Here is a 19,766-nt window from a genome sequence, read left to right on the forward strand (position 1 = left end):
CCCTTAATTAACTCTCTTTTCCATAACTAATTCCTAAAAATTTTTATTTCATTAGAAAATATTTTTTATAAGCTTACCAGATATCCTTGATAGTCTATTCAACTAAGCTCAATAAAAATCATAAAATTTTATTAAGGCCTTTACAGAGATCTTAAACCAAAACAAGATTAAGAAAACATAAAATAAAAAAAGAGAAGGACTAAGCCTTCTCTCTTTACTTATCTAGGATTTCTTTGGAAGTTCTTTTGAACAATCTTAAGATCACTAGTGTCAATATTAAATTGATTCTTGTCTTCCTTAACCCAGTGAGCAATGTAACGATCTTTTCTATCTAAGAAAGTGTTACTTGCACAAAGAATATCTTCGTATGCCCACATAGATGTATTAACATCCTTGTAAGTTACAAGACTCAAGTTGTTCTTGCCAATGTAAGTCTTGTCTACAATTCGCTTAAAGACCTTGTTAGATACAGCTGCAACTTCTTGTCTTGGGATAAACTCGTCTCCCTTGTAAGTTGCAAGACCATCAGTGTAAATCTTTAGCCAGCCTTCATTGAAAGCAGCTTGGATTTCACCCTTAGCCCAGTGGTCATCTCTTAAGTTCATATTATTGCCACTAGCATCGCCAAGTTCTTGGAACCTCTTAAGAGTTGCGATCCATTCGTTCCTTGTAATCTTAGCTTGTGGCTTAAAGTTGCCATCATCATAACCAGCAAATACATTTGCTTCAGTTACAATCTTAACAGCCCTAGTGTACCAAGCCTCTCCAACATCCTTGTAAGAAATCTTGAAGTTAGGATTGTACTTGTAGCCATCTTCAACAAGAGCGTTGGCAAGAATTTGCGCAGCCTCAGCACGAGTAAGACCATCATTAGGTCTGAAGTAACCATTAAAACCTTGCATGTATCTTACTTCTTTGAAGTAGTTGTCAGAAACAGGCACAGGAACCTTAACAATCTTTTCTTGAATAATAGTTTCATACCTTACTTCAGGATACATTGGTATAGGTCCGCCTGGATAAGATGGATAGTATGGATAGTCAGGTTTATCAGGTTTTTCTGGTATCTTTCCATAAACCACAACTGTAACATCAACTGAGCTAGAAGATCCATCAGTGTAAATTACATTAACTTTAGCACTACTTACTCCTTCTTTACTCACGTCTGGTTTTTCAATAATTTCAACACCCTTAATTGTCTTTCCCTTAGGAGGAGTAATTTTATCCTTGTAGTCCTTTTCATTAGGTTGAATTCCAACCCTAGTTTCAACAATTCCTGCGTCAGGTTCTAAAGGTATGATTTGACTTGATGATATTTTGTACTTAGCTGTTATAACAGTTCCATCAACAAATTTTCCAGATAATGATGGATCCCAATGTGAAAAACTATATCCCTTTTCTTGATACTCATTGTTTACTTTAGGGTCTTCTGCCGGAATTGTAAGGTATTTATCTGGATTTACATAATAAATCTTATTAGCAGAATCTATGGCCTTTTCTGTTGGAACAAGAGTAACCTTAACATAATTTTCTGGTGTTTCTTCTGTCTTATTTCCATTTTCATCTGCTGGGTATATGTCTTCTGTCCATTTAGCCACAGCTGTTTTATCTTTTGTTAATGTCAATTGACTTCCTGCTTGGTATAAACTTCCATCAACCATCCAACCTATAAAGTTCTTGTTTCCATTACTTAGTCCACTTGGAGAAGAAAGATTTATTCTTCCACCAATGTTTGTAGATTCTGGGTCAGGTACATTTCCTTCCGCACCACCCGCAACATAAGTCAAGGTAACTTGATCCTTTGTGAAGTGGGCAACATATTCTCTATCACCTGTAATTGTATTGGTTAAGTCTAAGGATTCTGACCAATTAGCAAATCCATAATCTTTATTAGGAATAGTTTTGGGAACTGCAAGTTGTTTTTCACCTGCTGTTTGTCCTTCTCCAAGTTCAACAAGCTTGATGTCTGCCTTTGGATTTACATAGTATATTTTTACTAATTTATCTCCATCAAGTTTACCCTTATTTTCATCTTCTGTCTTGAAAATAACTTCTACATATCCGTCTGGTTTTTTAACATTGTCGTCTGTTTTTTCTACTATATCTTTTGTCTTTGTAAAGCTAAAAGTAAATTCAGTTTGGTCTTTGAATGTGTCTTTTAACTTCTTAGTTTCGCTTGTGTCCCAGTCTCCGCTAATATATCCAACTTCTGGAGTCTTTTTAATCTTTCCAGCTGAGTCTGTCATATCGACTTCAACTTCAGGGGATACATAGTAAACTGTGTCGCCACTTACTGTTCCGCCTTCGCCAGCCTTGAAGATTACTTTTACATAATTATCCATAGCGTCTTTTGGTTTTTGTCCGCCAGGTGCTTCTGGAATTATATTTTTGTGAACTTCTACTGGAATTACGACTGGATTGTCTTTAGTTCCTTGACTTGATCCGTCCTTATATTTAATAGTTACTTTTGCTTCTTGTTTGCCTGGTTTTGAAGGGTCTGGTCTTTCAACTACTGTTATTGATTCAATCTCTTTATTCTCTGGTGGAGTAATTTTGTCGATTAAATCTTTATCAGTAATTTCCTTGCCTTCAGGTGTATGAAGCTCTTCAGTTTTTATTGGTTTAACAATTGGTGTTGCTGCAAATCTTTCAAAGTAAGAAGCTTCGATTACAGTCACCTTATCAGTAAATTTATTCTTAGCTAAGTCAATTTTTACTGCTGGTGTTACATCTGTTAACTTATCATCAGCTTCTCCAGTCTTAACTTTTTGCCATTCTTTAAAGATATAATTTACTTCTTTTTCTCCAAGTCCCTCAATAGTAACTTTTTGTTTTTCCTTACCTGATGGACTTGTTACTGGAAGAGTAACTTCCTTGGTAGGGTTAACCCAGAAGGTTTGTGTTTGTTTTTCTTCCCCTTCAATTTTTGCCTTATCAGTTAAATCTACTATAACTTTTACATAACTATCAGGAACTTTTGGCTTATCTTCGCCTACTTGAGGAACTACATCCTTAGAAAATCCTGGTGAAATTACTGTATCTTCAGTAAACTTATGACGTTTTGTAAATTCATATACACCATTTGCTTCTTGCTTTTCATTTTGTTTAGCTTGGTCTGCTGTCCAATTTGTAAACCCTAGGTCAGCTTTTTCTTCATCTGTCAATTTAATTTCAGGAATATCTACCCAGGCCTTTGGATTTACATAGTAGATCTTACTATCTTTTTCCCCTGGTTTTCCTGTTGGGTTTACTGTTACCTTTACATATTCACCAGTTATATCTTTCAACTCGCCTTTTTCAGCTTGTGATAAGAATAGTGGTTTTTCTGTTCCTGTGAGGGCTTCGTAGACATTTTTGTAAACTGTAATTGGTATAGTTAGCTCTTGTGGATCTTGTCCTTCTTTGAAAGTAACTTTAGCCTTGATATTTACTTTGCGAACTACTTCATCTTTATCGGCTTTTCCTTTTTCATTTACTAACTTAAAAATGTCTTCATCTGTCTTTAGTTCATTTCCATCTGCATCAAAGAATTTGATATCTGTTCCGTCTGGAATTGGTTTGACTTGGTCTTTTTCTTTCCAAACTAATTGTTTCTTTAAGTCATCAATTGTTGGAGCAAAGTTATTTGTCCATTTGTTTTCAGGATCTTTAAAGGCTTCTGTTCTAACTAGACCAGATGCTGTTAAGCCTGACCATTCAAAGTATGCTGTGAAAGTGTGGTTTTCGTTGATAATTGTATTTTTATTTAATAGTGGATTCTTGTCCCACTTCACAAATTTCCTTCCAGTTTCTGGTGTGATATAGTGTTTATCTTTATCTACAGTTTCGCCTTCTGCCAATTCTTTTGGAACTGGAAGTAGATCTGACTTAAGTCCCTTTATTACATCATAGTTAAGTTCTATGATATCATTACCATCTTTATCTTTGCCAAAGGATCCACCTTTTTCTGCTTTGAATGTAACTCTTACATAGCCATCTGGTGTCTTGCCATCTTTTGGAACTTCTATAACTCTTACGTCCTTATAATAGAAGGTAATTTCATCTTTGCCAGTGCCATTGATGCCTAAGAATTCATTTGTTTTTTCATTTACATCAAAGAATAGTTGTTGTTGAGGCTTTTCACCTTCAGCTAAAACCCAACCTGGTATTGGTCTGTAGTTCCTTGCATCATAGTGACGGTTACCATTGGAAACTAATTCTTGTGGAACTATTGCCCCTTCTGCTTCGTTTGTCTTTCCTTTAAATCTTTCATCTATATAGTTGACCTTGTATTCACGTTGTCTAAATGGTATATAGAAGAATTTAAAGATATTGTCAGTAACTTTAGGATTATCTTCAAGCTTATTAGTTTCTGTATTTAGAATCTGTGCTGGTTCAACTCGGAATTGTTGGAAGAAGGTGTTGTCTCCCTTTACTCGCTTATTATATTCTTCATAAGTTGTCTTTAAATCACCAGTTAATTTCTTTTCCAGCTCTTCATGAGGTGCAAGTATATATTCGTCGTCTTGCTTGTCACCTGTCGTAGCAACTAAATAGTTAGCACGTTTAGCTTCAAGCGTGTCTTCTAGTTTTTTAACTAATTTATAATCCTTGTCCAACATATAATGTTCAACTTTAACATCTACTCTTTCATTTGGTACCCAAATCGCCTTTAGATATACTGGTGCTACGACATCGTTGCCGAATGAATAAAGCTCAGGAACCTTATATGTGTCTCTATAGCTTGTGTCAATTTCATCTGTATAGTCGCCTTTTGCATTTTTCTTATAACGAATGACTTCCCAACCCATAAAGTCGTAGCCTTTTCTTGTAGGCTTATATTTCGGTTCTACAAGCTTTTGTCTTTGGATAACGGTAAAGATTTGCTTGTCGCCTTCATTTGCTTCTTTTTTCGCATAGGTATTTATTTCTTCTTGACCTATGTCACCTTCTTGGATCTTTTTGCGGCTTATAGTTAAGTTCTCTTCTTTAATATTTCTTAAAGATCCGCCGTTTGGATCGAAAGTTACCTTCCATTTATAATCAGGTTCGCCCCATTTTGCGTAAAGGTTAACTGGGTGGAAAGGCATTGTCTCTTTTGGATTTTCCCAAACAAGCTTTGAACCGGCAGGGTCTAGTGCCCAGCCCTTGAATACCATTTGGTCTGAAAGGTTGTCTGGTCTTTTGACTTTTAACTTACCATCTTTAGGATCTGTGAAAACAAGGTCTTTAAGGCCTAATTCTTGTAACTTTTCTGGATTATCCAATAAGTTTTTCGGATTTTCTTTTTTATATTCTTCGTTGCCTTCTAAATCAGGGCTTAAAGCCTTTAGAGGAAATTCGTAGAAAGTATCTAATTGATTTGTAGAATTAAACTCAGAGTCATCTTTAATCTTTGATGGGTCGTAATTAAATCTCAATGGATACTTATTACGTTTGTATTTGTAACGAAGGTAGCCATTTTCTTCAAATGCTTGACCACCTTCCTTTACGTCGCCAAATTCATCGGAATCGCTAAAGAATACTGGTATAAAGTCTAGCTGACCTATAGGAAGTTTAGTTCCATAGTTGTTATAGTATGTCCCACAAGTGTTAGGAGTGATTTCATCACGTTCGTCGTTTAGTTCATTAATTCCTTCTTCATTCACACGCCATTTTCCTCGCTTCCCTCTGCAATTGCTGGCCAAGCGCTTCTAGGATTATATCCATAAGGAGTGAAGCCTGTAACTATCGGGTATCTGTGGCCATAGTCTTTGGCAGCTGTATCTGCCTTAGTCCTAACAAGGTCGTAACGTATGATGGTTTCACCTTTTTTAAATCCGTCCATCCAAAAGTCCATGTGGTGAGGAATAGATGGCTTATCCTGTTTTATACCGAAGGAAAGGGTTCTAAAGTCTGTTGGGTCTAAATCCATGGTTGTACCATCACCCTTGTCTATATGTTTAGTATAGCCGCCCCAGCTAGTATAGTTAGCCATGTCTAGGAATTCATCGGCATTTAGCCTATATGGAGGTGTGTCCAAATGAAGCGGCCAATTTGGAATAGTATAGTTTGGTCCCCAACCAAAACTTTGATAACCAGGAGTGAATCCTTTGGTTTGTTTGGCATCGTTAGGCCACTTATACATCATCTCATTAAATCTCGCCTTGTAATGGTAAAGATTGCCAGGTCCACCCTTCATTACCGCTTCACCTTGCGCTTCGTCATATCCCCAAATTTCAGGGTAGAAAGTGTTAGCTGGACTGTCTTTTTTCAAACTATTAGATTCAGTGAAGTAGAGGTCGTAGACTTGTCTGTCATAGTAGATATTGTAGACAGTCTTGCCTGTTGAATCAACAGACTTAACTAGGTTTACATTTGCAGGATCCTTGTTTTGCTCATGAGTTAGAGCTTGGTTGTAAACATAGAACTTGTTTAGATAAAGATCTTTTGTACGATTAAATCTTGCGTTAGCCCATATCTTTTTTAGACGAGCTTGGTCTAGGTCTGGAAAGACTATGTCTTTTACAGGTTCATTATCTAGGTCTGGTCTCGAACCTGTGGTTTGGTCTTTATAGACACGAGTGCCTATATAGTCGTACTTATCTGCTAGAGAAGCACCATCTGCGTGGTCTGCCTTTTCTGCCCAAAATTGTACAGCGTAGTCAGCCTTTTCCTTGTCTTTCCATACTGCTGTGAAAGTAAGCTTACTTGCAGGCATGATTAAGTCAGCATCAAGATTTTTGATAGCTGAGCCAGTTCCAACTGCAATTATTTCATTTGCCTTATATGTTTTTCCATCCTTTGTTGTTAAATCAACAGATGGTTTCCAGCCTAAAAATTCGCCTCCTACTTTTGTAGGTATAGATTCATCGGCAATTTTTGGAATCACTTGTCCATAGTAAAGAGTGCGAGCTGGAAGCTCCGTTCCGCCTTTAGTGTCAAAAATTACATCGTAGTGGGCACGGTTGTAGCGGTATTCTAAAATAAAGTTCTCAGCATTTTCCGGAACTTGCATGATTATATGGTCAGCTTCCGGAACAAAGCCTTTTACTCTCGGATCATTTTTGTCCGATGGACTTACTTCCATAGTAGAACCAGTATTACCGTTTTGAGTGGTAAAAAGTGCAGTTTCATCTCCAACACTTCCGTCTGGATTTGTATATTTAGTAAAGTCTTCTAGGTCTTGGAAGACGTGTTTGATTTTAATGCTATTGCTTTTAGCCGTGTATTTAAAATCTTGATTGGCACTGTACCTGTCGCCATTTTTGGCGTCTTTAGATTCAGTACCTGCTTTTGCTTTATTCACAATTGTATCGTAATTAATTGTAAAATTATCTTGTGGTTCGTCATAACCAGCAAGGGTGGGTAGGTCTATAGTCTTTTTGACCTTATCTTTTTCTGCTTGCGTAGCTGCTGCCCCTACACTAGCAATATAAGGTTGGTAGTTAACCTCATACTTCTCACCTCTTTGGACCTTGTAGTCTGTCCTTAGGGTGTAGATAGCTGGCTGGTCGGGATTTTTTATTAAATCCGCAGCCGTCTGTCCTTCTCTCGGTTTTGCAACCTTAACAGGTGGTTCTTTTTTATTAATAATATCTGCCTTACTACTGTTATAAGTAGGCTCAGCAAAGGCTTGTAGGGGGACTGACACTAGCATTAGTAATGCTAAGAAAAATGTCGTTGTCCTCTTTAAATAATTTTTCATTTTTTTCTCCTTCCTATATTTTCTCAATGAAAAATTTTTTGTTTCTAATTTATTCATAAAAATGCTTGTATACTTGTATTATACAACAAAACTACACTTTTTTATATATATAAGAATAAATTTAATTATATTTGCCGAAAGTATTGTTTTGTTATAAAAACAATCTTAATAAGCATAAAAAAAGAAGAAGCCTGTGCTTCTTCAAAATATTTTTTAAACACCTAATAAAATTGTTGCCACTTCGAAGTAGACGAATAGTACTAAGGTATCTACTATTGTTGTGATAAGTGGTCCCGCCATTATTGTTGGGTCTACGTGAGTTTTTTCTGCGATAAGAGGAAGGATTCCTCCAATAATTTTTGATAGGACTATTGTAGTAAGAAGGGTAACTGAAACTGTTAGTGTCACGCCTAGGCTAACGCTGTCGAGGATAGACATCCTAACAATATTTACTATTACAAGTATAAGACCAACTATTATTCCTATGCGGAGCTCCTTAAACATTACTTTGGCAAATTCTTTGAATTCAATTTCTCCCGTATAAATTCCACGTATAACAGTTGTTGATGACTGTGTTCCTGCGTTTCCGCCTGAGTCCATTAGCATAGGGATATAGGCTGCAAGGGCAACTGATGATGCCAAGAGGGTCTCATATCTTTTTATAATAAAGCTTGTGAAGGTTGCTGTTACAAGACAAATAATAAGCCACATTGTCCTGTCCTTTGCAAGTCTAAAGACAGACTTGTCCCAATAGTGTTCTGGTGATGACTCACTAATACCGTGGATGTTACCCAAGTCTTCTTCGTACTCTTCGTGCATAACGTCGATTGCCCATTCTGCTGGGACAATACCCACAAGTCTACCTTCAGAATCTGTTACAGGGATTTCTGATAGGTCGTACTTGAAGGCTAGCTTAGCAACAACTTCTTGGTCATCTGTTGCATAAACGCTGGCGTTAATTGGGTGCATAAATTCTTCGATGTTCTTGTTTTTGTTACGAAGAAGGTCGGCTAGATTTACATAGCCTATTAGGACTAGGGACTGGTTTGTAACCCAAACTTGTTCTAGTCTATCTGCATCTAGGTCTGAGTGAATGATTTTTTCTAAGGCTTGTGTTGGTGTAGCTGTTGACTTAACAAAGATGAAACCAACGGACATGATGGAACCAACGGAATCCTTGGGGAAGCCTAGTAGTTCGTTGATGATTGGTCTTCTGTCCTCTTCGATGTATTGGTTCATAAACTTTCTAACCATATTGGCAGGAAGTTCTTGCAAGGTATCTACAACTTCGTCTTCTTCAAGTTCTTTCATAAGACTCATAATCCTATCTTCAGAAAGTGAGCCTATCATTTCTATTTTCTTATCTCTTGGCAAGAGTGAAAAGGCATCTGCCAAGAGGTCTTTTTTTAGAAGTTTTATCCAAATGGCTGTGTCTTCTTTGGATAGGTCTTCTAGTCTTTCTGCAATGTCAACAGGGTCCATCCTGTTGATCTTGTCTTGCAAGATTTTTAATCTTTCTCTATCTAAGTTGTTCATGTAACCTCCTAATTTCTGCAAATATTATAAATTTTTGCATAAAAATTCGCTGCCTAGCGGTAAAGATACATGCAATTAAGACTCTAAGTATAGATCACAAGACTTTCTTTATCGCATAGGCACATACATATTTTCCAGGGTCGACTGGTATCCATGTAAACACCTCCATATAAAATGATTTTAACATATATTGACTTATTAAACTATTTTTTATTTTCCCAAAGAAAAATCCACCTCCTGAGGTGGACTTAGTTTTTATTTTTTGTTTTTTATTATGTGATAGAAGACTATTAGGGGAGAGAGAAGGTAGACTAGGGGAAGGGCCACTTTGGAGAACAAGTTGTAATCAAAGTCATCTAGTTTGTCGCCTATATCTTTGTAGGCTTGGGGGAAGGCTATTAGGGCTACAATCATGTAGATTGTAAGGACAAGATAAGGCATGTCTTTTGGGTCTTTGCCCAGATAACTTTCTACGAAGAGAAAGTAGTAGACTGAGAAAAAGAATATTCCCAGACCACAAAGGCAGGCATAGATGAAGATGTCCCAAAGGCCCTCTCCGAGAATTTTTCCCTTGCTTTTTTTCTCTTCTATTGCTTCATCCTTTTCTTTTTCTTCTTCCACAGCTTGACCGATAAAGTATGCCATATCAAGACCAAAGACTTCGGAGAGTTCTCTCAAGTTAGTCATTGTTGGTGTGGCCTTATCATTTTCCCATTTTGAAATTGCCTGCCTTGTTACAAAAAGTTTGTCGGCAAGGTCTTCTTGGGAGAGATTTAATTCTCGTCTCTTTGCTTTTATTTTTTCTCCGTACATAATTTTCACTCGCTTTTATTCTCTTAAAATTTCATTTTATGTAAGAAATGATAACAAAAATATACTTGTCTAACAAGCGAATGGGCAGCAACTTTTGGTTGCGGAGGCTTTTTCCCTAGTTTTTATAAAAAAATTTATTTTGAAGAGCCTTTTTCTTAAAATTTTTAATCTTTTTCTTGTTAAAGTGATAATATGTGATTGAAGATAGGAGGGTTGTTATGAGCATTTCTTATAAAGTTATAGCAGGTCTAGTAAGGGCACTTAGAATTAAAAAAATTTTTCTCTTGCCAAAGGATAAGATTTTAAATTATGCCAGAAGGCAAAATCAAAAGCCAAGCTTCAAGCTAAAAGATGAAGCTGATATTTATTATGAGGATAGGACTTTTTTGTCCCAAAGATTAATTATAATACATTCAAAAAATAAAAATCCTGGGTCAATTTTGTACCTCTTTGGCGGTGGCTACATAACAAATCCAGACAAGAGGGACTTAAGTCTTGCCAAGAAAATTTGTCGCGAGACTGGAAAAGACGTCTGGTTTTATTTTTATCCCCTTTGCATCGACAAGACCATAGTGGAAACCTATGCTGCAACTGCAGGAGTCTATGAAGAAATGACAAAAACCTATGGGGAAGAGCCCCTTTCTATTTTGGGCTTTTCATCTGGAGCATCACTTGCCCTGGGTATCGGCCTTTATATAAATGCAAATAAGTTGAGTTTGAAGATGCCAAGAGAAATCATCGCATCATCTGCCGGCGGCTGTCTATCTCAGGACCTCGACATGGATAGGCTCAAGGAATTAAACAAGAAGGACATAATAGTTGACTACAAGTATTTTGACACTGCGCGAGAAATTTTGACTAAGGGAGAACATATCCCTGACTACATGCTTTATCCCTATAGGGGAGACTTTAGCAACTTCCCTATGACCTACCTCTACTTTGGGTCTTACGAAGTTATCTATGCCTTTGCACCACTTTTTGAAGAAGCCCTAAAAAAATACAAGGTGGCTTACAAGATAATAGTGGGGGAAGGACTTTGCCACTGCTATCCACTCTTGTCAATCTTCCCAGAAGGCAAAGAGGCCCAAGAGGAAATTATAAGAATTTTAAAATCATAACCACCGGCTAAGCCGGTGGTTTGTTTTGCCCCTATAAGGGGCTGTTACCGGCAGCATTCCATGCTTTGAACTTTCTTTCTCGTGCACCAATTTTCACAGCTGGTGCTAAAGCACCTTATTTTTTGCTTTTGTTCACTTGCTCACCCGTAAACGGGTCTACAAATTCCTTTATACTTATTTGATCTGCCATGTAATCTTCTTTTAATTGATTTTTTATATATTCTTGTATCTTTTTCGCATTCTTTCCTGCTGTATCTACGTAATATCCTCTACACCAAAAGTGTCTATTCCCATATTTGTATTTTAAATTTGCATGCCTATCAAATATTATTAGACTACTTTTCCCTTTTAAATATCCCATTGTTTGAGATATGCTGTATTTCGGTGGAATTTCCAACAACATATGAATATGGTCTGGACAGCATTCTGCTTCTATTATATTTATTCCTTTTCTGTCACATAAATCCCTTAATATTTTTCCTATATCTTGTTTTAACCTTCCATAAATTACTTGTCTTCTATATTTTGGAGCAAATACTACGTGATACTTACAATTCCAGGATGTATGTGATAAACTATTTTTATCCATTTTAGGATACCTCCCTTTTCTATTTATGCTACTGCCAGTAACATTAATAGTTTATCACGGGAGGTTTTTTGCTTGAAGCTAAAGCTTTATTTTTCTACCACCAGCATAGCTGGTGGTTTATTCATGCTAAAGCGTACAATAAAAGATGCCAGAGACTTAACCCTCTCTGGCATTTTCTATTTTCTTTTTAGTTTTCTTTCTATAATCTTTGGGGCTAAGTCCATAGGCATCCTTAAAGGCCTTAGAAAAATAGGAATAGTCATTAAAACCAACTTCCAGGGATATGTCAAAAATTGATTTATCTGACCTTCTTATCAAATTTTCAGCATTTTCTATCCTCACCCTTATTAGATATTTTGAAAAGTTGATCCCCATTCTTTCCTTAAAGGTCCTGGAGAAGTGACTCTTACTATAACCTGCCACCATAGATATTTCATCAAGGCTAATGTCCCTCGTATAATATTTTTCAATATAAGCCTTGGCGTTATTCATTGCAAGTTCGTGGTCATCTTCTCTTTCAAGTCCTGAAGATATTAAGTCAAGTGTTCTCCTTATGGCATTCTTAGTGCCGTCAATGTTATTGGATCCAATAATAGTTTCGATGCTCTTAACCGTAATAAGTGACAGATCAGACTTTAGATTTCCTCTGGAAAAGTAATTTATCACTTCTACAAGTAGCCTTATGAGGTTAGACTTTATGTACTCTTCACTTACATTCCTCTCCACCATGTCTTGGACAATCTCATCAACTATGTCATAAGACCCTTCTTTATCTTGGAAGCCAACTTTTATTAGGAGTTCATAGATTTTTTTATCAATCTTGGACTTGTAGTCTTGGTCAATATTTACGTCTATGGGTCTGGGCCTTAAAATCTTTCCCCTTCCCTTGTTAAAAATATTTTCCAGACAGTTAAAGGATTCTTCATAGCCCTTAGCTAGATCCTTGTTGGACTTACAATAGGAGCTTATCCCAATACTAACTGTATGAGTCATCTCCTTCTTTAGGTTACCAATAATTTTTTCTGCTAACTCCTGGCTCAGGTCAAAGGCTTCTTCCTCAGTCCTTCCTTGACAATCCAAAAAAATTATTACCTTGTCCGTTCCCGTAAGGGTAGTGGAGATAGTCTTGTAGTCCTTAATTATCTCTCTCGTGTATTCAAGAAGTCTCCTTTTTAAGATATACCTGCAGTGGTTGTCGCGATTTTTGCAGACTTTCCAAAAGTCATCATACATAATAGTTAGTATGTAGTTGGTTTCAAGGTCAAGTTGATACTGGTTAAAGGTGGACTGAAAAAGTTTTGCCCTTGATAGGTCTCCGTATATTAGGTTGTGTATATATTCCTTTGTTATTATGTCGTATAAAAGTAACTTGTCTCCCAATTTTTTCCTCTCTATATTTTTAAATTTTTTTTACTATTCTATCCTAAATCAAATAAATTATAAAAAATTTATTATCTATAAAATCCCAATCACTTTATCATGATTATATTATAAAGCAAAAACTTTAAAATCGAAAGCAATATATTCCATGTGTTTGTTCTGAGGAAAAGGTTATTATCATATCAAAAGGAGGAAACATATGAAAGAAAAAATAATACATAGAGAAGAGAAGCTTTACAAAGACCCGAAATTACTTGCTAAGTTTATTATTCTCAGTGCCATTGGAATATTTGCCTTTTTCGTACCTATTAAGGTGGATGGCAAATCAACAATCCCACTAGAATATGTAATTTCACTTTTTATTAACAGCTTACCAAAAGTTGCAACGGCTTATGCCTTTATCATAATTATGATAGGTGCCTTTAGACCTTTTGTAAAGGGAACTTGGAAAACCGACAAGGTCACTATAATATTCTCTTTCACAAAATTAATCGGAGCATTCTTCACACTTTATTTATTCTCTGGTTACGCACCAGAAGCAGTTGCAAGAGATGATCATGGTCCATTCTTATTTAACTCACTAGCAATACAAGTTGGTACATTAATTCCAATCTCAGCAATTTTTATAACTTTCTTAATGGACTACGGATTTATTGATTTTATAGGAAACTTTTTGAGACCTATAATGAGAGCAATCTGGAAGACTCCTGGTAGGACAGCAGTAATTGCAGTAGCAGCCTTTATGGGATCAACTGCTGTTGGAGTAATGATGACTGACGACCTATACAGGGAAAGAAAGTACACACAAAGAGAAGCTGTGGCGGTAGTAACAGGCTTTACTACAGTTGCAATATCTTTCTTAATAGTTATTGCCAACACAACTGATCTAATGGAATATTGGGGCGAATATGTTTTTGTTTCACTATTTGTTACCTTTGCACTTAGTGCTATAACAGTTAGAATTCCACCTATTTCAACAACACCTAATAGGTACTACAAGGACATGGAAGGTTACCCAGAAGAAAAACTTGAAGGCAACCTATTTATGGCATCACTTAATGAAGGACTTACACTTTGCAAGGAAGCAGGACCTGTTGTTCCAAGAACTACTAAGAATGTCTTAGATTCCTTTAACCTAGTATTTGAAGTTCTACCAAACTTTATGTCAATTGGTCTAGTTGCACTTATAATTGCGAACTACACACAAGTATTTGACTACTTTGGATATATTTTATATCCACTTACACTTTTACTTAGAATACCTGAGCCACTACTAGCAGCAAAGGCAGCTATGTTAGGACTTGCTGAAATGTTCCTACCAGTAATGGTGGTAACAAAGGCCCCTCTAGTTACAAGATTTATAATTTCCGTAATGAGTGTTGCTCAAGTAATTATGTTCTCAACTACAATACCTACAATTGTAGCATCTGAGATTGATGTTTCTATTAAGGACCTAGTAATAATATGGTTTGAAAGAACTGTATTCTGTTTCTTAATAACTACGCCTATAGCATTTTTGTTAATCAAATAATTTAGAAAGTTTATTGTTTTAAAATTTTTATAGAAAAAGGAGATAATTATGTTTTACGAACCAAAGAAAAATAACCACGGACTAAAGAAGAACCCATTTAAATCATGTTCAGTGCCAAGAGTAATAGGCTGGATTTCAACTAAGAACCCAGACGGAACAGACGACATTGCACCTTACTCACAATTCACAAACCTAACTTTTGACCCACCACTAGTTTTATTCTCAGCTAATCAAAATGTATTTGGGGACAGAAAAAACACTGTTAAAAACATCGAAAGAACTGGAGAATTTGTTTACAACATGGTAACTGAAGACCTTGCACAAGCAATGAACGAATCTTCAATTGCAAGTGAAGACTTTATGGACAAATTCGAACACTGCGGTCTTGAAAAAGAAGAATCTAAGCTTGTAGACGTTGCAAGAGTTAAGGGTTCACCTATCCAATACGAAATCAAATACGTTCAAACAATTAGACTTCCAGGTGTTGACTCACTTAACACAATTGACATTATTATTGGTGAAGTTATTGGAATCCACATAGATGACAAGTTCATCACTGACGAAGATAAGATTGATATAGTTAACATCAGACCAGTTGCAAGACTTGGCTACTTTGACTTCACAGTTGTGGACAACTCCTTCACAATGGATACTCCAAAAATTGATCCAGAAAAACAAGCTCTTGTTGACAAAGGACTTGAAGGTATCGCTGGTAAATAAGGCAGGTAAGGAATAAAAAAAGTATTAAATATAGGATTTAGATAAAAAGTGGGCGTGTTTCTCTCACGCTCCCTTCTTTATATTTCTCACAAGAACCCATGACTATACATGGGTTTTATTTTTTGCATTATAATTCTTCTCAGCTTGTTCTTTGGGTCTTATTTTTTTAGTTAAATCCTAGTTATTCTAAGACTTATTAAGCTTACTTCTGGATTTTATTAAACTTATCCTTAACAGTTAATTCAGAATAATCTACTCTCTCATATTTTTTAATTAGTCATAACAATCCACTAGACCAGAGTCTTTTATTAAGTCATAGCATTCCACTAGATTAGAGCCTTTTATTAATTCATAATAATCTTCTTCATCACAGTTTTTTTCTAAGCTGTATAAATTTACAAGATTATAAATTTCTACGACTTCATAAATCTTTATGAGTTTATAACAATTATTAGCTTAACAATTTCTTATCATATACAAACCATCTATAAGTTCATTGTTATTTTATTTCTATAATATATATTAGACCAATTTATTTTCAAAATACCATGAAACTTTATAAAAAACGTCAAAAAATGGACCTAAGCTTGGCTTAGATCCATTAATAAATTATTTTATTTTACAATTATTCTTATATTATTTATTTCCAGTAGTCTAATTTTGAAGTGTCAATGCCAATTGTTTCTGCTTTGAATACTGGGTTCTTGCCTTCTTCTCTTTGTTTCTTGTAGTCGTCAAGTGCCTTAAGTGCTGTTCCACCAAGGATAATGATTGTTGGGATGTTGATTAAGCACATAACGCCCATTAGGAAGTCAGCGATGTCCCATGCAAGTGACATTTCCATACCTGCTCCTACAAAGATTAGGATTGTTGCTATAATTCTGTAGCAAAGCATAAATGTCTTTGAAGGTGTTTTCTTGTTAAGGTATGTTAAGCAAGAGTCTACATAGTATAGATTACCAAGTAGGGTTGTAAAGGCAAATAGTGCAAGGGAAACTGTGATAAATAGGTTTCCATATCTTCCAAATACTGTTGCTAGTGATGCTTGAACAAATGGTGCTCCTGCTAATTCTTCTGTTGGAGCAATGCCTGATGCTAGTGACATAAAAGCTGTTGCTGAACAGATAACAAGTGTATCTAGGAATACAGAGATCATTTGTACTAGACCTTGTTTAACAGGGTGAGATACTGATGCTGATGCTGCTGCGTTTGGAGCAGAACCCATACCAGCTTCGTTAGAGTAAAGTCCTCTCTTAATACCTTGTACTAAAGCTGAACCTGCAACTCCACCAAAGATTGCCTTGAAGTTAAATGCGTCTTCAAAAATCATACCAAACATTGCTGGAATATTTTTTACATTTATAACTATCATTATAAGGGCCATAATTACAAAGATAACGCCCATAACTGGTACTAGTAAAGATGTATATTTTATAATTCTCTTTCCACCACCAAGAATACAATATCCTGCTAATACTGCAAGAACTGCACCTATCATCCAAGAAGTTTTTCCTGGAACGTAGAAGTCATATACTCTAAAGGAGTCTTGTAGGTTGAAGGATGCAAGCATGTTAAATCCTACTGCGTATGTTGCAATAAGTGCTACTGCAAATAGAACGCCAATTCCTCTTGAGCCAAGTGCGTTTTCAATGTAGTAAGATGGTCCACCGTAGGATACTCCATCCGAACCACGTTTTTTATAAATTTGTGCTAGTGTTGATTCTATAAATGCTGATGCACCACCGATTAGGGCAATGATCCACATCCAGAATACTGCACCAGGTCCACCTAGGCAGATTGCGTTGGCAACACCAACAATATTACCTGTACCAACTCTTGATGCTGTTGATACCATTAGTGCTTGGAAGGAAGATACGTCGTCTTTTCCTTCTGGCTTTTCTGATATAACTTTAAAGGCTTCGCCTAAAAGTCCAAATTGTATAAATTTTGTTCTAATTGTGAAATAAAATCCACAAGCAAGTAATACTATGATTAATATTGGATAATATAAAACTCCATTAACGGCAGATAATAATTCTCTCATATTTTACCTCTCTAATAAATTGATAAGTCTAATTCTTCTGATAAGTATTCTAACATCCTAACTCCAGAGTAGGAGTTGCCGTGAGTGTCAAGTCTTGGTGCATATACTGCAAGGCCCGTTTTGTTGTTGGATGCAGTTACAATGCCGCCACCAACTCCTGACTTGGCAGGAAGCCCAACTCTTATGGCAAAGTCGCCTGAGTAGTCATAGGTTCCACAGGTTGCCATCAAGGATCTTAGAACTCTAGCCTCGTTTGGACTTATTACTTTTTTACCTTCTATGTCTAGTCCATTATTAGAAATAACATAGGACATGTGTGCTAGGTTCTCTGTGTTTACAAGGATTGAACAAGCCTTAAAATATGTATCTAATACTTCTTCTACCTTTGTGTCACTTGGCAGGATTCCCTTAGCTAACATCAAGTAGATTAGGGTCCTGTTTGTAAAGGAAGATTCCTTTTCTGACTGGGCAATTTCTCTGCTGTAATCTACATCTTCGCCTAAAAATTGGCTAGCTTTTTCTAGTATTACATCAAAGGTTTTTTCTCTATAAACGTTATATAAAATAGCTACTATAATAATTGCACCAGCATTGATAAAAGGATTGACTGGTATTTTCTTTTCTGAAAGTTCCAACTCAATTACAGAGTTAAAAGGTTTAGCCGATGGCCTAACTCCAACGTATTTCTTTAGTTCTGAAACCTTGTAGTTTTCCATGGCAAGAGCATATAGAATTACCTTTACAATTGACTGAATTGAATATCTAACCTTAGAATCCCCAACACTATAAATACTTCCATCTTCTATTGTAGAAATTGCAAGCTTATTTGCATCTACCTTTGCAAGTTCAGGAATATAATCTGCAACAGCTCCTTCGTGTATATATTTTCTACCTAAATTAAGAGCCTTCCCCAAAACTTCTTCTGAGTAAATCATCAATATCACCTCCTCTTTTTATTTTTGGAATTGTTTTCCCGTGTATTTAGATTATCACAACAAACTGTCTTTTTCAATTGTTAATTTAGCATTGTAATGTGTATTCCATTTAAACTAGCTTATGGGAAATCATTTTTATTTATTTATTTTTAAATTTTTTTATTTGTCTTTACTTTAGCCCCTTATTTAATTTTTTAATTATAATTTTCTTTTTGCAAAATAAAAGAACCTAATATTAAATTAGGTCCAAAAAATTTTTATTTAACAAATATCTTGTAGTCAGTATAGCCTTCCTCATCCATGTCTTCATAGGGGATGAAGTCAAGGGCTGCGCCGTTGATACAGTACCTAAGTCCGCCCATGTCTATTGGTCCATCAGGAAAGACGTGGCCAAGGTGGGAGTCTGATGACTTAGACCTCACTTCTGTCCTAACCATCCCATAGGAAGTATCCACTTCTTCATCGAGATAGGTTGAGATGATTGGTCTTGAGAAGGATGGCCAGCCGCAACCTGCATCAAACTTGTCTGATGATACAAAGAGTGGCTTTCTTGAAAGCTTGTCTACATAAATTCCCTTCCTATGTTCATGGTTTAAGTCACTTGTGAAGGGCCTTTCCGTTCCAGAATTTGCCATGACTTCATAGGATGTGTCATCAAGTGCTTCTCTCTTGTTCTTATTTAAAAATTCTCTTTCGTCATCAATTATTGGGTCATCAGCTAAGCTCAAATTGACATGGCAATAGCCCATGGGATTCTTGTCGAGGTAGTCTTGATGGTAGTCCTCTGCCTTTACAAAGTTTTTAAGAGGAGAGATTTCCACTGCGAGCTTGCCAAGCCTTTCTTCTTCATAGGCCATGAAGTTTCTGACAGTTTTTTCTGACTCCTCGTCTCCTTCTTCCCAATAAATTCCTGTCCTGTATTGTCTTCCTACGTCGTTGCCTTGCCTATTAATAGACTTGGGATCAATAATCCTAAAGTAGTGGAAGAGGATCTCTGTAAGGGAGATGCGAGAGAAGTCGTAATAAATCTTTACTGTCTCTGCATGGTCTGTTCTTGCCACAGATTCATAATTTGTTTCGTCGCTAATTCCATTGGCGTAACCAACCATGGTCTTCTTTATTCCCTTTATTCTTTTGAAGTAGCCTTCAGTTCCCCAAAAGCATCCCCCTGCAAGATAAATAATTTTTATGTTTTTCATTTTATCACCTAAGCTACCTTTACCCAAAAACTGATAAATAAATATAAGATCTTCTTGAAGTCCTTTTGGGGGAGAGCTTTGTCATTAATAATTTTTCTAAGCTTGGACTCATGATTATTCTTTAATTTTTGTGAGTTGATTAAATATTTAGATCAAAATAATTTTATAAACAATAATCTTTAGTGTTTATTAAATAAAATTGGATAAGTTCTTTAAAACAAAATTTTTCTACTTGTTA

10 protein-coding genes and 1 pseudogene are annotated in these 19,766 nt (G+C 36.0%); 3 read left to right on the top strand and 8 right to left on the bottom strand.

Going from position 1 to position 19,766, the window contains the following annotated elements:
• Window positions 1–218 precede the first annotated feature (218 nt).
• The 3 genes and pseudogenes from ACWPVO_RS05660 to ACWPVO_RS05670 all read right to left on the bottom strand — a co-directional run bounded on the left by ACWPVO_RS05660 (window position 219) and on the right by ACWPVO_RS05670 (window position 10,012).
• A pseudogene (locus tag ACWPVO_RS05660) lies at window positions 219–7,663 on the bottom strand (S-layer homology domain-containing protein).
• Between the two features lie 213 nt (window positions 7,664–7,876).
• On the bottom strand, window positions 7,877–9,199 hold the full coding sequence (mgtE, locus tag ACWPVO_RS05665; protein ID WP_454207121.1) for a magnesium transporter: 1,323 nt from the start codon (window positions 9,197–9,199) through the stop codon (window positions 7,877–7,879).
• Window positions 9,200–9,454: 255 nt separating this feature from the next.
• Window positions 9,455–10,012, bottom strand: a complete 558-nt coding sequence (locus tag ACWPVO_RS05670; protein WP_195445175.1) for a helix-turn-helix domain-containing protein — start codon at window positions 10,010–10,012, stop codon at window positions 9,455–9,457.
• A 218-nt stretch (window positions 10,013–10,230) separates the two neighbouring features.
• Between ACWPVO_RS05670 and ACWPVO_RS05675 the strand changes: the two genes are divergently transcribed.
• Entirely contained in the window at window positions 10,231–11,130 is a 900-nt protein-coding gene (locus ACWPVO_RS05675) for an alpha/beta hydrolase (protein ID WP_454207123.1), read from the top strand.
• A 115-nt stretch (window positions 11,131–11,245) separates the two neighbouring features.
• Here ACWPVO_RS05675 and tnpA read toward each other — a convergent pair whose 3' ends face one another.
• Complete coding sequence (gene tnpA, locus ACWPVO_RS05680; protein WP_005955379.1) at window positions 11,246–11,719, bottom strand: IS200/IS605 family transposase; 474 nt, start codon at window positions 11,717–11,719, stop codon at window positions 11,246–11,248.
• A gap of 156 nt (window positions 11,720–11,875) precedes the next feature.
• Window positions 11,876–13,099, bottom strand: a complete 1,224-nt coding sequence (locus ACWPVO_RS05685; protein WP_454207125.1) for a helix-turn-helix domain-containing protein — start codon at window positions 13,097–13,099, stop codon at window positions 11,876–11,878.
• A gap of 199 nt (window positions 13,100–13,298) precedes the next feature.
• Here ACWPVO_RS05685 and ACWPVO_RS05690 point away from each other — a divergent pair, with 199 nt between their 5' ends.
• Together ACWPVO_RS05690 and ACWPVO_RS05695 are read left to right on the top strand one after the other, a co-directional pair.
• Complete coding sequence (locus ACWPVO_RS05690) at window positions 13,299–14,630, top strand: YjiH family protein (RefSeq protein WP_454207127.1); 1,332 nt, start codon at window positions 13,299–13,301, stop codon at window positions 14,628–14,630.
• A 48-nt stretch (window positions 14,631–14,678) separates the two neighbouring features.
• A complete protein-coding gene (locus ACWPVO_RS05695) occupies window positions 14,679–15,350 on the top strand; it encodes a flavin reductase family protein (protein ID WP_005955248.1) in 672 nt (223 codons plus the stop codon).
• 640 nt (window positions 15,351–15,990) lie between these two features.
• Here the strand turns inward: ACWPVO_RS05695 and ACWPVO_RS05700 are convergent.
• The 3 genes from ACWPVO_RS05700 to msrB all read right to left on the bottom strand — a co-directional run bounded on the left by ACWPVO_RS05700 (window position 15,991) and on the right by msrB (window position 19,528).
• The gene (locus ACWPVO_RS05700) at window positions 15,991–17,394 is read right to left on the bottom strand and encodes an alanine/glycine:cation symporter family protein (RefSeq protein ID WP_454207129.1); all 1,404 of its coding nucleotides are present in this window, start codon (window positions 17,392–17,394) and stop codon (window positions 15,991–15,993) included.
• Window positions 17,395–17,405: 11 nt separating this feature from the next.
• On the bottom strand, window positions 17,406–18,329 hold the full coding sequence (gene glsA, locus ACWPVO_RS05705) for a glutaminase A (RefSeq protein WP_412446183.1): 924 nt from the start codon (window positions 18,327–18,329) through the stop codon (window positions 17,406–17,408).
• Window positions 18,330–18,586: 257 nt separating this feature from the next.
• Entirely contained in the window at window positions 18,587–19,528 is a 942-nt protein-coding gene (msrB, locus tag ACWPVO_RS05710) for a peptide-methionine (R)-S-oxide reductase MsrB (protein WP_454207131.1), read from the bottom strand.
• Window positions 19,529–19,766: the final 238 nt, after the last annotated feature.

The organism is Peptoniphilus sp. Marseille-Q6390 (genome assembly GCF_965119475.1).

Bases quoted from the DNA above. Each gene is read 5' to 3' on its own strand.
- ACWPVO_RS05670 (WP_195445175.1), bottom strand. From the start codon at position 10,012: ATGTACGGAGAAAAAATAAAAGCAAAGAGACGAGAATTAAATCTCTCC.
- ACWPVO_RS05700 (WP_454207129.1), bottom strand. From the start codon at position 17,394: ATGAGAGAATTATTATCTGCCGTTAATGGAGTTTTATATTATCCAATA.
- mgtE (WP_454207121.1), bottom strand. From the start codon at position 9,199: ATGAACAACTTAGATAGAGAAAGATTAAAAATCTTGCAAGACAAGATC.
- ACWPVO_RS05695 (WP_005955248.1), top strand. From the start codon at position 14,679: ATGTTTTACGAACCAAAGAAAAATAACCACGGACTAAAGAAGAACCCA.
- tnpA (WP_005955379.1), bottom strand. From the start codon at position 11,719: ATGGATAAAAATAGTTTATCACATACATCCTGGAATTGTAAGTATCAC.
- ACWPVO_RS05690 (WP_454207127.1), top strand. From the start codon at position 13,299: ATGAAAGAAAAAATAATACATAGAGAAGAGAAGCTTTACAAAGACCCG.
- glsA (WP_412446183.1), bottom strand. From the start codon at position 18,329: ATGATTTACTCAGAAGAAGTTTTGGGGAAGGCTCTTAATTTAGGTAGA.
- msrB (WP_454207131.1), bottom strand. From the start codon at position 19,528: ATGAAAAACATAAAAATTATTTATCTTGCAGGGGGATGCTTTTGGGGA.
- ACWPVO_RS05675 (WP_454207123.1), top strand. From the start codon at position 10,231: ATGAGCATTTCTTATAAAGTTATAGCAGGTCTAGTAAGGGCACTTAGA.